Here is a 21,175-nt window from a genome sequence, read left to right on the forward strand (position 1 = left end):
CTGCCTACAAATAAAATGGAATAACAAGAGTAACGAAACTACATAAAAAACGAATATGAATCTTCCACTAAACCTGACATTAGCAATCCGTAATATCTTCAAGAAGAAGACACAATCCATAATCAGTATTTTAGGATTGGGCATAGGTGTAGGCTGTGTTTTTCTTTTGATGTTGCTTTACATCCACGAAAATTCATTTAATGGTTCCTTCTCAAACAAACAATTACTCTACAGAGTTTTGCAAGGCAACGATTGTCGCACTTCATTTCCTTTGGCAAGCACAAGTAAAGATGAAATTCCTTTGGTTGATAATTATTTCAGGTACTATCAAACTGCCGATGTTGAACTAAAAGATTCCCGCAATGAAATTGTGCAGGATCATCAGTTTGCATTTTCAGATGCCGGCATGTTTGATTGTCTTGGTATCCGTTTTATACAGGGAAAACCTGCCCAATCAAAATCTGAAGTTTGCATTTCTGAAACTACTGCACAAAAATACTTTAACAGCATCAACGTCTGCAATCAGCTTCTAAAAATCAAGCTGAATAATCAATTTATATCCTTGCGTATTACCGGCGTTTACAAAAATTTTCCTACCAATTCGACTTTTAATGCCAATTTCATTGCTGATATTGAATTAACAAAAGAGGTTCTCAGTCACAACCAACAAATGTTCGGGCATTATGGCCAGCAAAACGAAGAGTTTAAAGACTGGAATCACTTTCCATTTCATAGTTATTTGCTCCTGAATTCAAAAGCAAATCCAGAGAAGATTGTTCGCAGCATCCAAACCTACAAAGAACGAACAAATCATGAGGAACGGAAAACAATGGATTTTAAATTGCAGGCAATTACCGATATCTATTTAAAGTCAAATGATGTTACCGGAGATACATTTACACCGTCGGGAAATTCGAAGCAATTAATCTATTTTTTGGCCATTGCCTTATTTATTTTACTCATCGCAATTGTCAACTATATTTTTCTTACCAAAGCAAAAATAACCTCCCGCTTAAAAGAATTGGGAACTCAAAAAGCATTGGGAGCATCAGGCATTTCCATCAGAAAACAAATCGTTCTCGAATCAAATTTAATTTCTTTCATTAGCCTTATTCCTGCTTTGTTCGTTGTTGTTATTGGCATTCCATTTCTAAATGCAACTTTGGATCGGAACCTGAGTATGGAATTGTTCTCGATGTGGCAGGTGTGGTTCTTATTAATTATCATTGTTTTGCTTACCGGTTCCGTTGCCGGATTAGCAATCGGCATACATGTTTCCAAAGTTTCAACCGTACTGTTACTTTTGGGTAAAGTATCTCAAAAACCCAAAACTAAATCCTGGAACAACTCCTTTCTTAGTTTGCATTTTGCCATATTTATTGTGTTGGTTGTTGGTGTTCTAACAGTAAAAAAACAACTCCATTATGCCCAAAACAATTCCCAAAACATCAATCCGAAAAATATTATTATCTGCGAATTAAACTCTCCGGAATTAAGAAATCAGTTCGATGTTATTCAAACCGAAGTTGAAAAAATTCCCGGGGTTATGTATTCCGCCGGATCTTCTTTTATTCCTCCTTTTAACAGCTTTCTTCCGGTTAATTTGCGATACGAAAATGAAAGTATTCAATTCGACGGACTAATTATGGGTAAGGGGATGGCAGAACTTCTGGAACTTAAACTTATAGAAGGTGAAAATTTTGGAGACTTTCGCACCGATCAAACGGAAATGATTTTTAACGAATCGGCTGCCAAACAGTATAATCTGAAAGCTGGTGAAATGTTTAATGGATGCTATGTAAAAGGAATCGTTAAAGATTTTAATGCTCATTCGTTACGAAGAATGATACAACCCTTGGTTATTCTTCAACAAGACCCTAAAAAAATGAGGCTGTTTGCCATAAAAACAAATGGGATAAATGATACTGCAATTACAGAGTCTGTTCAAAAATTATTTAAAGAGATTTCTCCCGATAAAATGGTAAGAGTTTATTCCTTAACCGATCAGATCACTGAATTCTACCAGACAGAACAGCAGCAAGCAAAGCTAATCAGTGCCTTCTCCTTACTTGCCATTGCGCTATCGATAATGGGATTATTGGGCATGGTACTCAATACAATCTCAAAAAAGACAAAAGAAATTGGTATCCGCAAAGTAAACGGAGCCAAAACCTACGAGATTATTGCAATGCTTAACAAAGGTTTTGCAAAATGGGTAGCCATCGCCTTTGTATTGGCCTGTCCCATTGCCTGGTATGCCATGCACAAATGGCTCGAAAACTTTGCCTACAAAACAGAACTTAGCTGGTGGATTTTTGCCGTGGCAGGACTCATTGCCCTGGGAATTGCCCTATTTACCGTTTCAATTCAATCGTGGCGGGCAGCTACAAGAAATCCGGTGGAGAGTTTGAGGTATGAATAAATCTAATAATCTGTTCACGAAAACCGTAGGGACATGCCATGGCGTGTCCTTTTTCGGAAAAACCAATTACCAAAAAACACCCCAATCCCCTAAAGGGGCTTTAAAAAATCCTCTGCCTAAAGCCAGAGGCAAAGCATTAATTTTCAGATGATGCGAATTCATCAGCTGTCCCCTGTATTTGGTAATCACTATTTATTTGTCAGTTTATACCAGGTAATATCATCCCCTTGAAACTTAAATTTATCTTCCAACTGAAAGCCAAGCTTGTCCAACACCCGTTGCGATTTCAGATTGCTAAGCAAGGTCATGCTGTAAATTTCGGGAATTTTAAGCTCGGTAAAAGCATAATGAATAGCAGCCTTTGTTGCTTCAGTAATGTATCCTTTGCCCCAATACTTACGCAGCAATCTAAATTTCAGATTGTAAAAATCACTGTGCCCGTTCTGGTTTTCCTTTTCAAATTTAAAACCAGTCCAGCCAATAAAATTCCCCGATTCCTTTTCAACAATTGCCCAACGTCCAATACCAATCCGCTCATACTGATCCCGAATCGATTCAATCATTTTTTTACTCTCGTTGATATTTCGAATGGGTTTTCTTCCTAAAAATTTATATACCTCAGCATCCGAGTCCATCTCGAACATACTTTCGGCATCAGTTGGCAGTATTTCCCGTAGATACAATCTTTCTGTTTCAAACAATATTTTCATTCCCAGCTCTCCTTTTTTCGTTAAAAAATCAATCTTTTTAATCTCGCACATATCTACCAATTGTGCAAGTTTTTAGACAAATAGATTCTTATTTAGACTAAAAAATAAGATTTAAGTAAGTTTCAATTAATACTTCACACTCAACTTAAACACTAAGTATAATCACAAAGAACTCAAAGAATTATTTTCGGTGTGGAATTCCTACAAAAAAAGCGACAGCCCTTTCGAACCGTCGCTTTATATCGTTTTGTAATTTGTAATTACTAATTCGTAATCATTAATTGATTTAAACGTGTTTTAAAATATCTTCCAGATTCTCAAATTTGGTTTTGTAATCGTTCATCGAACGAATAATTACCTCTTTTGCCTCCTCAACCCCATAAATATGGGTGATTTCGGCTTCGCTGTCCAAACCCGGCATATCCTTGTAGGTCAAAAAATAATGTTTCAAACGGCCCACAACCACATCCGAACAATCCGAAATATCAGTATAAGCACCATAAGTAGCATCATTCATCAAAACAGCAATAATCTTATCATCAGCCTCGTTTCCGTCAATCATTCGAAAACCACCAATCGGACGAACCTCTGCAATAATATCACCGTGCGATATCACTTTTTCAGTCAGCACACAAATATCCAAAGGATCCGAATCACCCTGAACATTCTCCTTGCCCGATTTTTCACTGCAATATTCACCAACAGATTCTCCACAATAAGTCTGAGGTAAAAATCCGTACAAAGCAGGAACAACATTCGAATATTTCTGAGGACGATCAATCTTCAAATAACCACTCGTTTTGTCTACTTCATATTTAACGGTGTCGGTAGGAACCATCTCAATAAAAGCCATCACCGAATCCGGCGCATTGTCTCCAACATCCAGCCCATGCCAAGGATGAGACTTGTAACGCAATCCCATTAATCTTGCGATAGGATCATTCAATTTGTTTCCCATAGTAAGTATTTCTTTTTAAGCTTCGTTTTTTAGCACAACGATCTCATTATTTAAGTAAAACAAATGTAAGAAAACAATATAAAAAACGAACCAATCGTCTTTTTCTTTTCCGTTAAATCTGATAATTGAGTGATTTCCGCCATGTAAATGTGGGGCTTTTCGCTCCAAGTCCTCGCCACCTCACCCGCCAGCCGAATCTGCCTGCGGGCTTTCCTCTTCAATCCCTAAGCCATCCTGCCCCAAATTTCCATTTATATTGTTTTTATTGCATCCACAATTCAGATCATCGCATTCAAATAACATTAAAAACAAAACGGTCACGCCATGGCATGACCCTACAAATACCAATCAAAACACATTGTTCCAATGCAATTACAAATCTATTCGATAACGCCGTAGGGATACGACATGTCGTATCCGAAACACATTCACCCCAATCCCAAATCATAAACCACGAAAAAAAGGTCGCGCCATGGCATGACCCTACAGTCAATCAATAATTAAATGCAAAATATCCCGAAGGGATTATCTATTTATAGAAAAATGATTGTGTGGACTGATTATTCTGCTATAAACATCTGAATCCGAAGGATTCAAAGTTCAGGATTCAGGGGTAAAACATCAATGGTTTCGGATTTTAACCCCAGCCTTCAAACACAAACTGAGAGCCTCACTACAAGTGAGACCCTCAGCACGAAAATTTATAATTTCTAATTCAAAATTAAAGGAGTTAAATCATTCTTAATAGCATCATATTTCTCATGACTAATAACTTCAAGGTCTAAAAGTTCTTTTGCCTCTTTTAGCTTACTTATCGCTTCTTCTCTTGTTAATTTTGCCTTAGGATTTTTAACTTCTCCAGTTACTATAGCCGACTCATAATCTATAAATACAGACGATAAACCCGAACCTCTAATCTGAACGTAAATTTTAAAGCCCTTCCATCTTTCTCCAAACGCTTTTAGCTTATTAATTACAACAGAAGTTCCGGATATATCCGGGCTAAGCTTTTCTCCATTTTCCAAAATAAAATTAAAACCGGTATATGCAGAGGGTAATCCCACAACCAATGTATCACCTACTTCAATTAAGTCTCCATTCTTACTAAGGTATTCAGTAAAACTACCTTGCTTACTTAATTTGCCAAATTCTGCTTTTTGAGAGTAGCACATAAAGCACTGTGCTATCAATAAAAAGAATAAAAGTTGTCTCATTTATATTTCAATTTAGAATCATTTATTTACTATTCGGTATAGCTTTAAACTCTTAATTTCTAATTCATAACTCTCACCTATCCTCCCCATCCATCGCGATCTAAACTGCGGTACTGAATGGCTTCCGCCAAATGGTCCGTTTCGATGCTTTCTGAACCTTCCAAATCGGCAATGGTGCGCGAAACTTTTAAAATCCGGTCGTAGGCACGGGCAGAAAGTCCCACTTTTTCCATGGCAGTTTTTAGTAGCTGGTTGCCGGCCTCGTTTGGCTGACAGTGTTTCCGCAACAATTTCGAACTCATTTGAGCATTGCAATGAACGCCATCGTGCTCTGCAAATCGTTTCTCCTGAATTTGTCTGGCTTTTTCAACCCGCAACCGAACCAATTCGCTTTTTTCCGACAAGCGCTGATCCGATATTTTATCGAAAGAAACAGGTACTACTTCAATGTGAATGTCAATGCGATCTAAAAGCGGACCGCTGATTTTACTCAGGTATTTTTGCACCATTCCAGGCCCGCACAGGCAATCTTTATCGGGGTGGTTGTAGTAGCCGCACGGACAAGGATTCATGGAAGCAATCAGCATGGTGCTGGCAGGATATTCAATGGTACATTTAGCTCGTGATATGGTAATGGTTCTATCCTCCAAAGGTTGCCTCATCACCTCCAGCACAGTTCGCCTGAATTCGGGCAGCTCATCTAAAAACAACACGCCATTGTGAGCTAAACTTATTTCACCAGGTTGTGGAAATGTGCCGCCGCCCACTAAAGCTACATCAGAGATTGTGTGATGCGGCGATCGAAACGGCCTTTGTGTCATCAGGGCACTGTTCTTTTCCAAAGTTCCGGCCACCGAGTGTATTTTTGTTGTTTCCAATGCTTCCTGAAGTGTTAAGGGAGGTAAAATTCCTGAAATTCGTTTGGCAAGCATGGTTTTCCCCGCTCCCGGAGGCCCAATCATAATAATATTGTGTCCGCCGGCGGCGGCAATCTCCAAAGCACGTTTCACATTCTCCTGTCCTTTTACATCGGCAAAATCGTGAGGAAAATTATTTAAGTGCGCGTAAAATTCAGCCCGGGTGTCCACTTCGGTAGGTGGAATTTCCAAATCACCTTTCAAAAATTCGATCACTTCCTTAATCGTATCGGCGCCAATTATTTTCAGCTTATTAACAACAGCAGCCTCGCGTGCATTTGCTTTTGGCAAAATCAAACCTTCAAAACCTTCTTCGCGAGCCTGAATGGCCATAGGCAATACTCCTTTAATAGGAACCAAACTGCCATCGAGCGATAATTCGCCCATAATAATATATTTGCCAAGTACTTCGCAATTAATTTGCTCGGTTGCTGTTAGTATTCCTATCGCCAGCGGCAAATCGTAAGCCGATCCTTCTTTTCGGATATCGGCAGGCGCCATATTTATAATAATTTTTTTACCGGGAATTTTGTAGCCAACTTCGCGCAAGGCAGAATCTATTCGCTGCTGACTTTCCTTCACCGCATTATCGGGCAATCCAACCAAGGAAAAACGAACTCCGGGAAAAACATTTACTTCTATTGTTATTGTTGTGGCATGAATGCCATATACTGCACTTCCGTAGGTTTTAACAAGCATATTTATGAGTTTTACCAATAAACAAAATCAACCCGTGAATGTAACAATAATACACAAACTAACCAAAACATAATTCAAATTATAGAACAGCAATCCACATTCAAAAATTCAGACATAAAAAAAGGATGTCATTCCAACATCCTTTTATACTAATACTCTGTTTCAGCAGCTATTTAATTTTTTATTGCATTATCTCTGAAATAAATAAAAGCTCACTTCTCACATCTAAAAACTCACATCTTCCAGAATTATTTCATTTTTGCTTCGATATACTGAATCAGGCAATGAATCACTTTAATGTGTATTTCCTGCACCCTATCGGAATACTTTTCCCATGGCACCCGAATTTCAACATCGCAAAGCGCAGCCATTTCACCACCCGTTTTCCCTGTTAAACCAACAACCACAAGACCTTTTTCTTTGGCCGCCTTTACTGCATTAATAATATTCGCTGAATTTCCCGAAGTACTAATCCCTAAAAATACATCTCCCTTTTGCCCCATTCCTTCCACATATCTCGAGAAAATATAATCGAAACCATAATCGTTTGCCACACAAGTTATATGACTTGGATCTGAAATGGCTACGGCTGGCATCGAGGGTCTGTCTCCTCGAAAACGACCCGTTAATTCTTCGGCAAAATGCATGGCATCGCACATCGAACCACCATTACCGCAGGAAATAATTTTTCCGCCGTTTTTTATGGATTTTGCCATTGCGTCACCTGCCGCTTCAATTGCTGAAAAATTAGCCTCATCGGCAATAAATTCATTCAAAACTTTTTGTGCATCCAAAAAGCTTTCTTTTATGTCATTTATAATCATCGTGTTCAAATTTTATTCAAAAGTATAAAAAAAAGAGCAATGAGATTTACGTGATAAGGCGTCAGATTCATTCAACACACAAGTTTTATATTATTTTAAGATTTCCCCGACCATTTGACAGTTCGACTTTTCAAGATCTTTCCAGACTTTTTTAGTAAGTTTATGTTCTGAATCCCTAATCTCCTTCTTTCATGAGTATTACAAAAGATCGTCTTTACGAAATAATATTTGAGGCTGACACCAAATCGGGGAAAATATTCGATATTGCGCTGCTTATTGTTATTATTCTAAGCATCCTTTTAGTTGTTTTGGAAAGTGTGCCTTCCATCGAAAGAGATTATCACGATGTATTGAAACTTTCGGAATGGTTGATTACCGGGATCTTCTCTTTGGAATACATGCTGCGAATATGGATCGTTCAAAAACCAAAAGCCTATATCTTCAGCTTTTACGGCATTATCGATTTACTCTCGGTTCTACCATCCTACTTAGGCCTTGTAATAGTTGGAACTCACGGATTTATGGTAATCAGAGCTTTACGCTTGCTTCGGATTTTCCGGATTTTAAAACTCAACAGATATATTAAAGAGGGAGCTATTATTGTTCGAGCACTTCGACAAAGCAGAATAAAAATATCCGTCTTTCTTTTTGCTGTTCTAACCATGGTAATCATCATCGGAACCATCATGTATTTGATTGAAGGCGGCGAAAATGGGTTCACCAGCATTCCCCGCGGCATTTATTGGGCAGTTGTTACGCTTACCACCGTTGGTTATGGCGATATCTCCCCGACTACATCTCTTGGTCAGTTTTTTGCCAGCTTCGTAATGATTATTGGTTATGCCATCATCGCAGTTCCAACAGGAATTGTAACTGTTGAACTGAGTAAACAAAATTCAAAAGATGCATCCACCCAGGTTTGCCCAAATTGTTTGGCCGACAATCATACCGAAGATGCTCTGTACTGCAATCAGTGTGGTAAAAAACTTAACCAGACCCAGTTCTTACGAAAGAAATAATTTTAAAACCCTACAAGCAAATCCTGTTTTTTTTAGGATATATTAACTCATGGATGTGCAATTGGAGGAGAAATAAATTCAGAAAAAATCGGTATATTTGTATGTCTTTTTAGACGAAAAGTATTGCTTGTATTGAATCTTTTGCTTTGGATGGGCAATTTCCCAAATTGAACAGCAGAAGCATTCAAATTATACCTACAACATTACACTTTTAACTGGTATAAAACATTTTATCATGGGATTTACAAGTTTTTTTAAAAAACCTCAATACAAAAGATTTAATATTCAACCCAGATATTGGGATCCTGCAAAAGAAGCAAGAGAAGATCGAGAAAGAAGAATACGAGGAGAACTGGGTTTGAAGGATGAAAATGAACCATACATCCCCAATATAAAAGGACGAATGAAAAGTGAACTGCGTCATGGTCACTTCGATTCTAATGGCTCTAGAAACAAATCGAACATTAGATTGTTAATTATCTTTGTCTTGCTTGCACTGGCAACTTACATTTACCTTTACGGATGGAATGGAGTCATTTAAATTTCTCCTTTTCTAAAATTTATTTTTGTCTCTTTTCAGAATTCCTGAAATCAGACAATTTAAATTTCACCCAACACGTTACTAGAAAGTTAAACTTTAGAAGTAGAAATTTATATGTCGGATTTGATACAGATTCTGCCTGACAATGTAGCCAATCAAATTGCTGCAGGTGAGGTAGTTCAAAGACCAGCTTCAGTTGTAAAAGAGCTTGTGGAGAATGCCATTGATGCTGGAGGTAACTCTATAAAAATCAACTTAAAAGATGCTGGAAGAACATTAATTCAGGTAATTGATAATGGATGTGGTATGTCCGTTACCGATGCGCGTCTTGCTTTTGAACGGCATGCAACTTCTAAAATCCGAAAAGCGAAAGATCTGTTTGCCATTCGAACCATGGGTTTTCGCGGCGAAGCACTTGCCTCAATTGCGGCAATTGCCAATGTTGAATTAAAAACCAAACGAACCGAAGACGAATTAGGTACTCACATTGTTATTAGTGGTTCCGAAGCAATTTCCCAGGAAGTTTCGGCTTGCAGCGATGGAAGTAATTTCATTGTTAAAAACCTCTTTTTTAATGTTCCAGCCCGTCGAAAATTCTTAAAGGCCAATTCTACCGAACTTCGCAATATCATTACCGAATTTCATCGAATCGTGCTTTCACATCCCGAAATTGCCTTTCAACTTCTTCACAACGACTCTGAAATATACAACCTGCCTGCCAGTCATATCCGCCAACGAATTATCAATGTTTTTGGCAAAGGTATGAACCAAAGGTTAATCAGTATAAATACAAGCACGAGCATTGTTAAATTGACCGGTTTTATCGGGAAACCGAAAAATGCAAAACGAAATTTAGGGGAACAATTCTTTTTTGTGAACAACCGCTACATGCGGCACCCTTATTTTCACAAAGCAATTATGCAGGCTTACGATAAAATATTGCCACCTGAAACCATCCCGCCTTACTTTATCTTTTTTGAAGTCGATCCACAGATTATTGATATCAATATTCATCCGACCAAAACAGAAATTAAGTTTGAAGACGAAAGAGCAATCTATCAAATTATTCAAGCATCTATCCGGGAGGCCTTGGGGAAATTTAATATTGTGCCTTCCATCGATTTTGATGAAGACAACAGTCTGGAAATTCCTGTAGCTGACAGCAATGCCGATATTGAGGCTCCAATGATTAAGGTGAATCCTGAGTTCAACCCTTTCGAAGCGGATTTGAACTACAACCCTTTTGATGGAGAAAAAAGCTACAATCCTTTTGACGAAGAACGAAGATCTTTTGAATCGAACCAATTCTATCAGGAATTTAAAGCGAAAACACCTCCTCAGCAAAGTGGCGGTACCAGAAAGCCAGTACCCGAAAAATGGGAAACTCTATACGAAGAACCTTCTAAAAGAGAGTCGGATGAGAAATTAAATCAGGCGAAAATTGACCGGGAAAATATTCCGGATTATTTTCAGCCGCAAAAACCACCGGAAGAATTTGTGCAAAAAAAACTGCATCCGCAGGAACAAATTCAGAAAGCAAAGAATTTTTTTCAGCTAAAAAACAAATACATATTAACACCGATTCGCTCCGGCTTGATGATCATCGATCAGCGTAAAGCACATGAGCGCATTTTATTTGAGAAATTCATCAATTCGTTGGAAAATCATCAAGGAATTGCTCAGCAAACTTTATTCCCGCAAACCATAGAACTCAATGCTTCGGATTACACTCTTTTACAGGTAATTATTGAAGATGTAAGAGCCTTGGGGTTTGACATCAGGGAATTTGGGAAGAAAACCTTTGTGATTAATGGAACTCCGGCTGATATCCACAATTGCGAACCAAAAGAACTGGTTGAAAACCTGCTGGCGAACTACAAATCGAACCAAATGGATGTGAAACTGAAAATTCGCGAAAATCTGGCAAAAGCATTGGCAAAAGCATCGGCTTTAAATTATGGAAAAACCCTCTCGAATGAGGAAATGAGTTCAATAATCGATCAACTTTTTGCCTGTTCAACTCCTAATTTCACCCCCGATGGAAAAGCAATTATTTCGGTTCTTGAATCTCAGGAATTGGAAAGCAGATTTAAATAGGGTGACAATCTGTCTTAGATTTGTTAATCACACGCACAAATTATAAATTGGTCTGACTATTGTTAGCTAAAAGGAAATATTAAAATAAATTCGAATGAGTCAATTCAGATCTTCTCTACTAAACCTCCCTCCGGTTGTAAAAAACCTGATAATTATAAATGTGCTAGTCCTGCTCGGAACCATGATAATCGGCGACCGGTTTGGCTTTAGTATGGATAATCTTTTTGCTTTGCACCAACCGGCATCAGAATATTTCAGACCACATCAGTTCATTACGCATATGTTTATGCATGGAGGAATAGGTCATTTATTTTTTAATATGTTTGCCCTGTTCATGTTTGGCCGTGTGCTGGAAGAAGTTTGGGGACCAAAACGATTTTTACTGTACTACATGGTAACAGGACTTGGTGCCGCTGCACTTCACACTTTTGTAGGATGGCTTGACTATTCCTCAATGAAAGCTGCTGCAAATGCATTTAGCAATACGCCATCTCCTGATTTAATGTTACAGTTTATTCGTGAACACATGGGACCGGTTAAACCTTGGGTTACCGATTTTGTAAACAGCTGGGCCGAACATCCTAATAATGTCTTCGATACTCAAAAGGCTGTTGCCATGGTAAACCAAATGATTACTGAAAACATTAATGTTCCTACAATTGGAGCTTCAGGAGCAGTATTCGGAATTCTTTTGGCTTTTGGTATGCTATTCCCAAACACTGAGCTGATGCTTTTATTCCCTCCCATTCCAATCAAAGCAAAGTATTTTGTAATTGGTTACGGTGCTGTTGAATTATTTATGGGATTTCGTCATGTAAGCGGTGATAACATTGCCCATTTCGCTCACTTAGGTGGAATGTTATTTGGATTTATCCTGATAAAGTATTGGCAGAAGAATTCAAAACGATTTTATTAATAGTTTAATGATTGATATTTCATGAGCATGAATTTCAACAATCCATATCAGTCTTATTCCCACCAGAGTATTTGGGACGGAATTAAAGACTCATTCAAAGAAGGAAGTAATTTAACAAGACTGATCTATATCAACTTTGGTGTTTTTCTGATTGTTAAAATTGTAGGCGTACTTACCTTTCTTTTTAATCTGGAACCTTCGCAAGTTCCATTCCTTGTTCAATGGCTATCGGTACCTGCCGAAACCAATGCATTGCTAAGCAGACCCTGGACAGTGTTTACCTACATGTTTTTGCATGAAGGATTTCTGCACATACTAATGAATATGCTTTGGTTATTCTGGTTTGGAAGAATTTTCCTAAGTTATCTTGATCAGAAAAAATTGGTAAGTATTTATTTGATTGGGGGTTTAACCGGTGCTGCAACATATATATTTGCCTATAATCTCTTTCCTGTTTTCGAAAGTGTTCGATTTGGATCGTACGCTCTTGGAGCTTCGGCTTCGGTTATGGCAGTTGTTTTTGCTACGGTAATTTATACGCCAAACCATGTTGTTCATCTCATGTTTATTGGCCCCGTTAAAATTAAGCACATCGCCTTATTTTTTATTGCTACAGATATACTGAGCATTCCAATGGGTAATGCAGGTGGTCATATTGCTCATTTAGGCGGTGCTTTTTATGGCTGGTTGTTCATTAATCAGCTTCGTAAAGGTAAAGATATTTCTTCTGGATTTAATTCACTTATGGATTCGTTTTTTGGTCTTTTTAAGAAAAGAAAAATGAAAGTAAGTTATAAGAACACCCAGAAAATGGACGATAAAGAGTACAATAAAGCAAAAAAACAACATCAGGAACACTTAGATGCTATATTGGAGAAAATTGCAAAATCGGGATACGACAGCCTGAGTAAAGAAGAAAAAGAAATCCTTTTTAAATCCAGTAACCGGAAGCAATAACTTGAAGAACTTTCTGCACAAATCACTTGTTATTTTTAGCCTGATATTTTCAGGCTCACTTCTGATTTCCTATCTGGCAGCTTACATTAACCCCGACAACTTTTGGCCGCCAGCCTTTTGGGGATTGGCCTATCCATACCTGCTGGCTATTAATATTTTGTTTTCTATTTATTGGATGGTGAGAAGGCGCTGGAGTTTTTTAATTCCTCTTTTAGTCATTCTAATTGGTTATCAGTCTTTTTCCAATTTCATCCAATTTAACTTCTCCGGCGAATCTAAAAACGATGAGAATGCCATTAAAGTTTTAAGTTACAATGTGCGCTCCTTTGATATTTACAAATGGACAAAAGATCCCAAAACCCCTTCGAATATCATTCAACTCTCTAAAAATCTTGGAGCTGGAATTATTTGTTTTCAAGAATTCAGGACTACAAAATCAGGTTTACTCTCGATTAGTAATTTAAAAAAAGAATTGAACGCGAAAAATTCAATCAGAAGCAAGCATGGAACTGGTGTCGCAATCTTCTCCCGATATCCAATTATACATCATGGAGAAATTAATTTTGAGAAGGGAAATTTATGCAGCGCTGTTTTTGCAGATTTACAAATTGGGAAAAAAATACTTCGTGTTTATAATCTTCACTTGGAGTCGAACCGTTTTGCAGGTAAAAATTACGAATTCATCAACAAAAAAGAGTTCAAAGCTGATGAGCAGGAATTAAATGAACTTAAAGACATTTCCTTCCGATTGCGTTATGCATTTATCCGCAGAGCCAAACAAGCCCAAATAATTCGGGCACATATCGATAAATCGCCTCATCCTACAATTGTTTGTGGTGATTTTAACGACACACCTCAATCATTTACTTATAAAACTTTGAGTGATCAGTTTAGCGACTGTTTTAAAGACAAAGGCAGTGGAATCAGCACAACTTATGCGGGAGATTTTCCATCGTTCAGAATTGATTATATTCTTCATGATGAGCATACGATCTGCAGCGAGTATCAGAGAATCAAAAAACAATTCTCCGATCATTTTCCTATTCTATCCAAACTCTCCTTTGTTAAAGAATAAGCTTTTTATTTAATAATTATCTGGAATTTTCGCTGAGAAACGTTGATATTGTGATCCTGCGTTTGATATTTTGCAACAATATTCAATGTGGTATCAAGTCCTGCAACACGATTGTAAGGAATTTCGAACCGTGCTAATCCGCCTTTTGCATAAAGAGGCTTGGCTGCAAATGGAATGTATTTGTCTTCCATTAAATCGGTAATGTAGAAAATCACATTCTTAGAGTAATTACTTAACGACAATGTTAAAACCACAACATCTTCCTTCACAAATTTCTGAATCTCGATACCCGGAAAACCAGTCCGCAGACTTCCATCCTGCCTGTATTCTTTCAAACCAATACCTGGCTGGCCTTTCATATAAGGAGTTTCAGCCCAGAGATTACCATTGGAATAGTATTTCTTCTGCACACCATTCTTTTCATCTTTGTAATAAGGAGTAAGGCTATACAATTTGCCGTTTTTATGGAATTTTTTGGCAATGCCGCTCTTCTGGTCATCAACATACATAATTTCATCACTCAACTCACCTGAAGAATAATAAATTTTACAGACGCCATGACGCACACCATTTCGAAAAGTAATTTCTGCAGTTAATCTGTTCGCATCATCATACTGCTTAACAACTCCATTTTCCACATAAATCTCCTTCGAACTTACCGATTTCCCTCTCTTTTGCTCGCAGGCAAACAGCAAAACCAATCCGAATAGGCAAATCCAATTTTTCATTTGGGGAGTTCTCTACGTGTTAGAAATTATTGAGTGTCTCATAAAAATACTGCAAAGGTATGGAAGATGAAAATTATTCATCAACAAATAAACAGTAAACAAATGGAAGGTAAGTCTTTGATCAATTTAGTAATGAGAAATGGCAGCTTTACATTATTTTCTTTCTTTTCAGTAAATAAGCCTTAAGAACGGTATGAAATTCTTTGCGGATGTCTGCTTCAACATAATCAATCGCAAATTGTCCGCACAAAATCTCTAATTCTGTAAAGAACTCTTTCTGCTTTTTACTGTATAAACTTCTAATTTCCGAAGGATTTAATTTTATGCTTTCTCCTGTTTCCAAATCAATAAACTGACTGGGGTGATTTGCAAAATTAAACTCGTTTTCGAATTCTTTATCCCGAATGGAAAAAAGTAAAACCTCATGCTTATTGAATCGTAAATGCTGTAACGATTCCAGAATTTCCTTTGGGGTTTCATCACCCATGAAATCAGAAAAAACAATTACGAGAGAACGCTTATGCAATCCTTCGGCAAGCTTGTGTAATGTATCCGAAATTTTAGTTTCCCGATTTTTATCAATTCCTTCTTTTTTATAGAGCTTGCCTAAATGAGCATACAGCAAATGTGCATGAGTATTAGAAAGTTTTGCCGGAGTAAGAATATCTATTTTATCGGAGAAGGTACACAAACCAACTGCGTCTCGTTGTTTTCGCAATAAGTGAACCAAAGCGGCTGCACAAAGTACCGAAAATCCCAATTTGGTTTGGTGTTTTTGCTGATAAGGGAACAGCATTGAAGAAGAGGTGTCTACAACAATATGAGCCCTAAGGTTCGTTTCTTCCTCAAATTGTTTTACAAACAGCTTATCGCTTCGTGCGTATAGCTTCCAGTCGATGTGTTTGGTTGACTCCCCTTTATTGTAAAGTCGGTGTTCGGCAAACTCTACTGAAAATCCATGATACGGACTTCGGTGTAAACCAATTAAGAATCCTTCAACAATCTGCTTGGCCAAAAGCTCCAGATTATCAAACTCTTCGAATTGTATCAGGTCTGAGAGTTGCTTCAAAAAAATCTATTTTGAATGTGAACAAAGAAAAAAAGGCATAGAAAGAATCTCTCTATGCCCAAATATTTTGCAATCAACACTTACAATAAAGCATCAATTTTTTCAGCAAGACTTGATTTTGGAACAGCACCAACTTGTTTGTCCACAATTTCACCACCTTTAAAGAAAAGGATAGTAGGAATATTACGAATTCCAAATTTTGCAGAAGTAGCAGGACTACTGTCAACATCCATTTTTGTAACTACAACTTTACCGTCATAATCATTAGAAAGTTCGTCTACAATTGGGCCAACCATTCTACAAGGGCCACACCATTCGGCCCAGAAATCAACCAATACAGGCTTATCTGATTTCAACACAACCTCTTCGAAATTAGCATCGTTTACTGCAATTGTCATGGTAATCTATTTTTAATTGTTTTGAATTTTATATTTACCCGTGCAAGTTAATTAATTTTGAATTCAATATCAGAATTATTTTTAAAATATTCGATCAATTCATTGGAAAGGTTTACCCTACAAGTTCTTGAGAACATTTTCACCCTCACATTTCTATCATCAGTGATCACAAAATTCACCTTCAAATTCCCTTTGCTCCCCTCCATACAACTTGCCATCTCAGTTACTAATTCATCTGAAAGACTGCTTACCGGAATCTCAATGGTAACCTCTTTCACCCGCTTCTCCATTACCTCGGAAAGCAGGTTTATCCCTTTAACTTTAAACTCCAATTCGGTCGAACCTCGTGGCCAGAATCGGGTTTGCACCCTCCCGTTTATAAATACAGATAAACCTTCAATAAAATAATTGCTGTATTCCACAAAATCTTTAGCAAAGAAAGCCATTTCAAACGAGCCTGTGAAATCTTCAATGTTAACAATTGCAAAAGGATTGCCGTTTTTTGTAGTTCCCCGACGAATAGCAGTTACCATTCCTGCAATATTTACATCCTTATCCTTAAAATTGACAATATCCGCTGACAACTGTGTTAAAGATGCATTACAAAAGGAATCGATTTCCAATCTGTAATCATCAAGTGGATGAGCTGACAGGTAAATTCCAATTAACTCTTTCTCCTTATTCAAGCGCTCCAGCTTATTCCACTCTGCACATTCAGGGATTTTTGGCGGTGTAACCACATAATCTTCTACATCGCCGAATAAGGTTTGCTGCGAATTGTCTTTTTCTGCCTGAAGTTTGTTCCCATACTTCACCAAATATTCCATAAAGGTAACATCGGTTTCATCTGGATGAAAGTATTGACTCCGCTTTAATCCAAAGCTATCGAAACCTCCCGACATGGCAAGATTTTCAAGAGTTCTCTTATTTACCGATCTTAAGTTTACCCGCTCTATAAAATCAAAAATGTTTTTGAACGGACCATTTTTTCTTTCTTTAATAATATCATCAACAGCTTGCTCTCCAACTCCTTTCACCCCAGCCATACCAAAACGAATTGCGCCTTCTTTGTTTACCGTAAACCGGGCATAGGATTCATTCACATCGGGTCCTAACACAGGCATTCCCATGCGCCTGCACTCATCCATAAAAATAGTCACTTTCGTGATATCAGATAAGTTACGGCTAAGCACCGCAGCCATAAATTCAGCTGGATAATGCGCCTTTAGGAAACCAGTTTGATAAGCGATATAAGCATAACAAACCGAGTGAGACTTATTAAAAGCATATTTTGCAAATGCCTCCCAATCGGACCAAATTTTTTCAATCAGTTTATCAGCCTTAACGTTATCGCCGCCAACGCCTTCCATAAACTTAGGATTGTCATGACATCCATTAATAAACTCTACCTTAAGCTTATCCATCATGGCAATCTGTTTTTTACCCATCGCCTTACGCAAAGTATCCGACATGCCTCGGGTAAATCCACCCAAAGCACGGGATTGAAGCATCACCTGCTCCTGATAAACCGTAATTCCATACGTATCCTTCAGGTAATCCTCCATTATTGGGTGATCGTAAGCAATCTCCTCTTCTCCGTTCTTCCTTCGGGTAAACGAAGGTATGTATTCCATTGGCCCCGGACGATATAAGGCATTCATCGCAACCAAATCTTCAAAACGGTTCGGTTTTAGAGCCCGAAGGTGTTTCTTCATTCCCGGAGACTCGAACTGAAATATAGCAGTTGTTTCACCACGACTAAACATCTGGAAAGTCTCTTCGTTCTCAAGATCTACATTGTTGATATCAACATCAATACCTTTGGACAGCTTTACATTGGCCAGTACCTCTTTGATGATGGACAATGTTTTCAAGCCGAGGAAGTCCATCTTTAGCAGACCAATATCTTCCACAAAACGACCATCGTACTGCGTTGTCAACAGGTCCTCTCCTTTAGTAGGCATAACCGGCAAATGCTCGTCCAGAGGATTTTTCCCTATTAAAATACCGCAGGCATGCACTCCGGTTTGTCGTACCGATCCCTCCAGGGACTCTGCAAATTTGATTGTTTGGGCGATGAGCGGATTCGGAGAATCTTTTTCATCCAAAAGAGCAGGCTCTTCTGCGTATGCTTTTTTAAAGCTCATCTTGGGTGCTTCGGGCACCAGTTTGGTCAGGCGGATGGCTTCAGATAATTCTAAACCCAATACACGCGCTACATCCTTAATAGAACTTTTGGTAGCCATTGTACCAAAGGTGCAGATATGAGCTACTTTATCGTGTCCATATTTATCCGTTACATAATCCAACACTTCCTGTCGACCATCGTCATCAAAGTCAATATCCACATCGGGCATCGAGATACGGTCGGGATTTAGGAAACGCTCGAACAGCAGATCATATTTTATGGGATCAACATCAGTAATACCAATGCTGTAAGCTACAACAGCACCGGCGGCCGAACCACGTCCCGGACCTACGATCACGCCGTTATTTTTTGCCCAATTAATAAAATCCTGCGTTATCAAGAAATATCCGGGGAAACCCATCGTTTTAATGGTGTTCAACTCAAAATTCAGGCGCTCAATTACATGATCTTCCAGAGTATCACCATAACGTTTTTTCGCACCTTCGAATGCAAGATGTTCCAGATAGTCCGCCTCTAACTTAATCGGCAGCACCTTATCATAACCTCCAAGCTTCTCATAACGCTCCTCTTCAAACTCCTTAATAAGTGTTGTTTCGTCGTATTTCTCCTTATAGTCTTCCAAAGTGCCGAATTCTTCAGGTATGTCAAACGAAGGCATTATGGGATTGGAGTTTAGCTCAAAAGCTTCCACTTTCTCAGCAATTTCCATGGTATTAGCAAGTGCATCCGGTACATCGGCAAAGAGCTCATTCATCTCTTCGCTTGTTTTAAACCACTCCTGCTTGGTGTAACGCATGCGTGTACTATCATCGTAATCACGCCCTGTATTTAGGCACACAAGTACATCGTGCGCTTCGGCATCTTCGGGATTAACAAAATGGGAATCATTCGTGGCAATCACTTTAACGCCAAGTTCTGCTCCCAATCTACGAATCACTTTATTCACTCTCACCTGATTTTCCCAAACATCGCTTTTTAAGCGTGGGTCATTGTTGGGGTGACGCATAATCTCAAGGTAATAATCCTTATCAAAAACATCCTTAAACCAAAGGATCGTTTCTCTTGCCTTATCAATATTACCGCCCATGATGTGCTGCGCAACTTCACCACCCAGGCAAGCACTACTTACAATTAGTCCTTCGCTATATTCTTCAAGTAAATCCTTGTCGATACGTGGTTTGTAATACATACCGTCGATGTGGGCAATAGATGTTAACTTTAAAAGATTCTGATACCCCTTATAGTTCTTAGCCAGTAAAATAATGTGATGACCTGACCCATCTCCTTTATTTTCTTTTATTAAATGTCCACGTCTTGCCATATAGGCTTCAACACCAATAATTGGTTTGATGCCTGCTCTGCCACAGGCTACGTGAAACTCTTTTACACCAAACATACTGCCATGATCGGTAATTGCAACAGCCGGCATACCATCTTCCTTAGCTTTTGCTGCAATATCAGCTGTTTTGGCAGCTCCGTCGAGTATGGAATACTGAGAATGAACATGCAAATGAACAAAAGCCTGTGGAATGATATTCTTTGCAGCCTCCTGTCTCTTGCGCTCTTCTTCTTCAATGGAAATTTCGTCGAAAGCAGTATTAACCTTAAAAGATTCGTATTCGATACCTACCAACTCAATAGCGTCGGGATTGTTGAGTTTAAAGGCTTGAATCTGCTCCAAAGACATTTTCAGAAGTTCAGATCTTAGTCCGTCGACCCGAATCAACTCCAGAAAACAACGGGAAGTAGCCTCCACATCGGCGGCCGCATTATGAGCTTCAGCAAAAGGAACACCGAACAGCTTCATATGAAGTTCGGTAAGAGTAGGATTTTTAAGCTGGCCTTTGCGTTTCAAATCACAATATTCCTTACTGCCGGTCATGGTATCAAGAGCAGGTGTTGTAATAAGCTCCTGTTCGTCCATCTCACAACGCAGCAGTTCACAGCCTGCTATATTTATATCGAAGGAAACATTGTGCCCAACAACATACTTCGATTTCCGGACATCCTCCATAAAGTCAAGCAGGGCTTCTTTGAGCGGAATTCCTTTTTCCTGAGCTATTTCAGTTGAAATACCATGCACCGCCACTACATCTTCTGGAATAGTAAAGCCTTCAGGTATGATAACATGATTTTTAGCAAAGAGAAATTTCCCCTCCATATCATGACATTGCCAAGCCAGCTGCACCATGCGCGGCCAGTTGTCAAAATCACTTAACGGTGCTTTCCACTTTTTGGGTAAGCCTGTAGTTTCTGTATCAAATATTAAAAACATCTCAGTATCAGAATTATTATAGTTATGCCTTTAAATGAGTGGCGATTTGCAAAGATTTAAGGAATTCATTCAAGCAAAATTAGTAAATATAGACATACTATTCTTTCTAAATTACCAACATCTGTATAATATGGTAAAGGGCTTGTATGCTACATTCTTATATACATGAGTATTAGACTATGAAATAATCTTTTTAAGCGCTATTTT

At 38.4% G+C, this 21,175-nt stretch carries 16 protein-coding genes; 7 read left to right on the forward strand and 9 right to left on the reverse strand.

Features of this window, described 5'->3' with window-relative positions; all coding sequences use genetic code 11:
* Positions 1-55: 55 nt before the first annotated feature.
* Positions 56-2,422, forward strand: a complete 2,367-nt coding sequence (locus ACY0M5_RS01125; protein WP_461630539.1) for an ABC transporter permease — start codon at positions 56-58, stop codon at positions 2,420-2,422.
* A gap of 188 nt (positions 2,423-2,610) precedes the next feature.
* Here the strand turns inward: ACY0M5_RS01125 and ACY0M5_RS01130 are convergent, their stop codons facing one another.
* The 5 genes from ACY0M5_RS01130 to lpcA all read right to left on the reverse strand — a co-directional run bounded on the left by ACY0M5_RS01130 (position 2,611) and on the right by lpcA (position 7,744).
* Positions 2,611-3,183 carry a GNAT family N-acetyltransferase gene (locus tag ACY0M5_RS01130; protein ID WP_461630540.1) on the reverse strand — a complete coding sequence of 191 codons (573 nt, stop codon included), beginning with the start codon at positions 3,181-3,183 and terminating at the stop codon, positions 2,611-2,613.
* 235 nt (positions 3,184-3,418) lie between these two features.
* A complete protein-coding gene (locus ACY0M5_RS01135) occupies positions 3,419-4,090 on the reverse strand; it encodes an inorganic pyrophosphatase (protein WP_124993485.1) in 672 nt (223 codons plus the stop codon).
* A gap of 710 nt (positions 4,091-4,800) precedes the next feature.
* A complete protein-coding gene (locus ACY0M5_RS01140; RefSeq protein ID WP_461630541.1) occupies positions 4,801-5,304 on the reverse strand; it encodes a hypothetical protein in 504 nt (167 codons plus the stop codon).
* Between the two features lie 77 nt (positions 5,305-5,381).
* Positions 5,382-6,920, reverse strand: a complete 1,539-nt coding sequence (locus ACY0M5_RS01145; RefSeq protein ID WP_461630542.1) for a YifB family Mg chelatase-like AAA ATPase — start codon at positions 6,918-6,920, stop codon at positions 5,382-5,384.
* A gap of 248 nt (positions 6,921-7,168) precedes the next feature.
* Positions 7,169-7,744 (reverse strand): D-sedoheptulose 7-phosphate isomerase, encoded by a 576-nt coding sequence (gene lpcA / locus ACY0M5_RS01150; protein WP_124993488.1) that lies wholly within the window; start codon positions 7,742-7,744, stop codon positions 7,169-7,171.
* A 191-nt stretch (positions 7,745-7,935) separates the two neighbouring features.
* Here lpcA and ACY0M5_RS01155 point away from each other — a divergent pair, with 191 nt between their 5' ends.
* The 6 genes from ACY0M5_RS01155 to ACY0M5_RS01180 all read left to right on the forward strand — a co-directional run bounded on the left by ACY0M5_RS01155 (position 7,936) and on the right by ACY0M5_RS01180 (position 14,349).
* The gene (locus tag ACY0M5_RS01155; protein ID WP_461630543.1) at positions 7,936-8,763 is read left to right on the forward strand and encodes an ion transporter; all 828 of its coding nucleotides are present in this window, start codon (positions 7,936-7,938) and stop codon (positions 8,761-8,763) included.
* Positions 8,764-8,998: 235 nt separating this feature from the next.
* Positions 8,999-9,304, forward strand: a complete 306-nt coding sequence (locus tag ACY0M5_RS01160) for a hypothetical protein (RefSeq protein ID WP_124993490.1) — start codon at positions 8,999-9,001, stop codon at positions 9,302-9,304.
* A gap of 114 nt (positions 9,305-9,418) precedes the next feature.
* Positions 9,419-11,401, forward strand: a complete 1,983-nt coding sequence (mutL, locus tag ACY0M5_RS01165) for a DNA mismatch repair endonuclease MutL (RefSeq protein WP_124993491.1) — start codon at positions 9,419-9,421, stop codon at positions 11,399-11,401.
* A gap of 94 nt (positions 11,402-11,495) precedes the next feature.
* Complete coding sequence (locus ACY0M5_RS01170; protein ID WP_124993492.1) at positions 11,496-12,317, forward strand: rhomboid family intramembrane serine protease; 822 nt, start codon at positions 11,496-11,498, stop codon at positions 12,315-12,317.
* A gap of 27 nt (positions 12,318-12,344) precedes the next feature.
* On the forward strand, positions 12,345-13,274 hold the full coding sequence (locus ACY0M5_RS01175) for a rhomboid family intramembrane serine protease (protein ID WP_461630544.1): 930 nt from the start codon (positions 12,345-12,347) through the stop codon (positions 13,272-13,274).
* 1 nt (position 13,275) lies between these two features.
* A complete protein-coding gene (locus tag ACY0M5_RS01180; RefSeq protein WP_461630545.1) occupies positions 13,276-14,349 on the forward strand; it encodes an endonuclease/exonuclease/phosphatase family protein in 1,074 nt (357 codons plus the stop codon).
* Between the two features lie 5 nt (positions 14,350-14,354).
* Here ACY0M5_RS01180 and ACY0M5_RS01185 read toward each other — a convergent pair whose 3' ends face one another.
* From ACY0M5_RS01185 to dnaE, 4 genes are all read right to left on the reverse strand, one after another.
* Positions 14,355-15,077, reverse strand: a complete 723-nt coding sequence (locus tag ACY0M5_RS01185) for a toxin-antitoxin system YwqK family antitoxin (protein ID WP_461630546.1) — start codon at positions 15,075-15,077, stop codon at positions 14,355-14,357.
* A 148-nt stretch (positions 15,078-15,225) separates the two neighbouring features.
* Positions 15,226-16,146, reverse strand: a complete 921-nt coding sequence (locus tag ACY0M5_RS01190) for a DUF58 domain-containing protein (protein WP_156196320.1) — start codon at positions 16,144-16,146, stop codon at positions 15,226-15,228.
* 80 nt (positions 16,147-16,226) lie between these two features.
* A complete protein-coding gene (trxA, locus tag ACY0M5_RS01195; protein ID WP_101310028.1) occupies positions 16,227-16,544 on the reverse strand; it encodes a thioredoxin in 318 nt (105 codons plus the stop codon).
* 47 nt (positions 16,545-16,591) lie between these two features.
* Positions 16,592-20,968, reverse strand: a complete 4,377-nt coding sequence (gene dnaE / locus ACY0M5_RS01200) for a DNA polymerase III subunit alpha (protein WP_461630547.1) — start codon at positions 20,966-20,968, stop codon at positions 16,592-16,594.
* Positions 20,969-21,175: the final 207 nt, after the last annotated feature.

The sequence above is a fragment of the Labilibaculum euxinicum genome, assembly GCF_963678175.1.
Classification (GTDB): domain Bacteria; phylum Bacteroidota; class Bacteroidia; order Bacteroidales; family Marinifilaceae; genus Labilibaculum; species Labilibaculum euxinus.

What these genes read in the sequence shown, in the direction of transcription:
- ACY0M5_RS01125 (WP_461630539.1), top strand. Translation starts at nt 56, where the DNA reads ATGAATCTTCCACTAAACCTGACATTAGCAATCCGTAATATCTTCAAG.
- ACY0M5_RS01130 (WP_461630540.1), bottom strand. Translation starts at nt 3,183, where the DNA reads ATGTGCGAGATTAAAAAGATTGATTTTTTAACGAAAAAAGGAGAGCTG.
- ACY0M5_RS01135 (WP_124993485.1), bottom strand. Translation starts at nt 4,090, where the DNA reads ATGGGAAACAAATTGAATGATCCTATCGCAAGATTAATGGGATTGCGT.
- ACY0M5_RS01140 (WP_461630541.1), bottom strand. Translation starts at nt 5,304, where the DNA reads ATGAGACAACTTTTATTCTTTTTATTGATAGCACAGTGCTTTATGTGC.
- ACY0M5_RS01145 (WP_461630542.1), bottom strand. Translation starts at nt 6,920, where the DNA reads ATGCTTGTTAAAACCTACGGAAGTGCAGTATATGGCATTCATGCCACA.
- lpcA (WP_124993488.1), bottom strand. Translation starts at nt 7,744, where the DNA reads ATGATTATAAATGACATAAAAGAAAGCTTTTTGGATGCACAAAAAGTT.
- ACY0M5_RS01155 (WP_461630543.1), top strand. Translation starts at nt 7,936, where the DNA reads ATGAGTATTACAAAAGATCGTCTTTACGAAATAATATTTGAGGCTGAC.
- ACY0M5_RS01160 (WP_124993490.1), top strand. Translation starts at nt 8,999, where the DNA reads ATGGGATTTACAAGTTTTTTTAAAAAACCTCAATACAAAAGATTTAAT.
- mutL (WP_124993491.1), top strand. Translation starts at nt 9,419, where the DNA reads ATGTCGGATTTGATACAGATTCTGCCTGACAATGTAGCCAATCAAATT.
- ACY0M5_RS01170 (WP_124993492.1), top strand. Translation starts at nt 11,496, where the DNA reads ATGAGTCAATTCAGATCTTCTCTACTAAACCTCCCTCCGGTTGTAAAA.
- ACY0M5_RS01175 (WP_461630544.1), top strand. Translation starts at nt 12,345, where the DNA reads ATGAATTTCAACAATCCATATCAGTCTTATTCCCACCAGAGTATTTGG.
- ACY0M5_RS01185 (WP_461630546.1), bottom strand. Translation starts at nt 15,077, where the DNA reads ATGAAAAATTGGATTTGCCTATTCGGATTGGTTTTGCTGTTTGCCTGC.
- trxA (WP_101310028.1), bottom strand. Translation starts at nt 16,544, where the DNA reads ATGACAATTGCAGTAAACGATGCTAATTTCGAAGAGGTTGTGTTGAAA.
- dnaE (WP_461630547.1), bottom strand. Translation starts at nt 20,968, where the DNA reads ATGTTTTTAATATTTGATACAGAAACTACAGGCTTACCCAAAAAGTGG.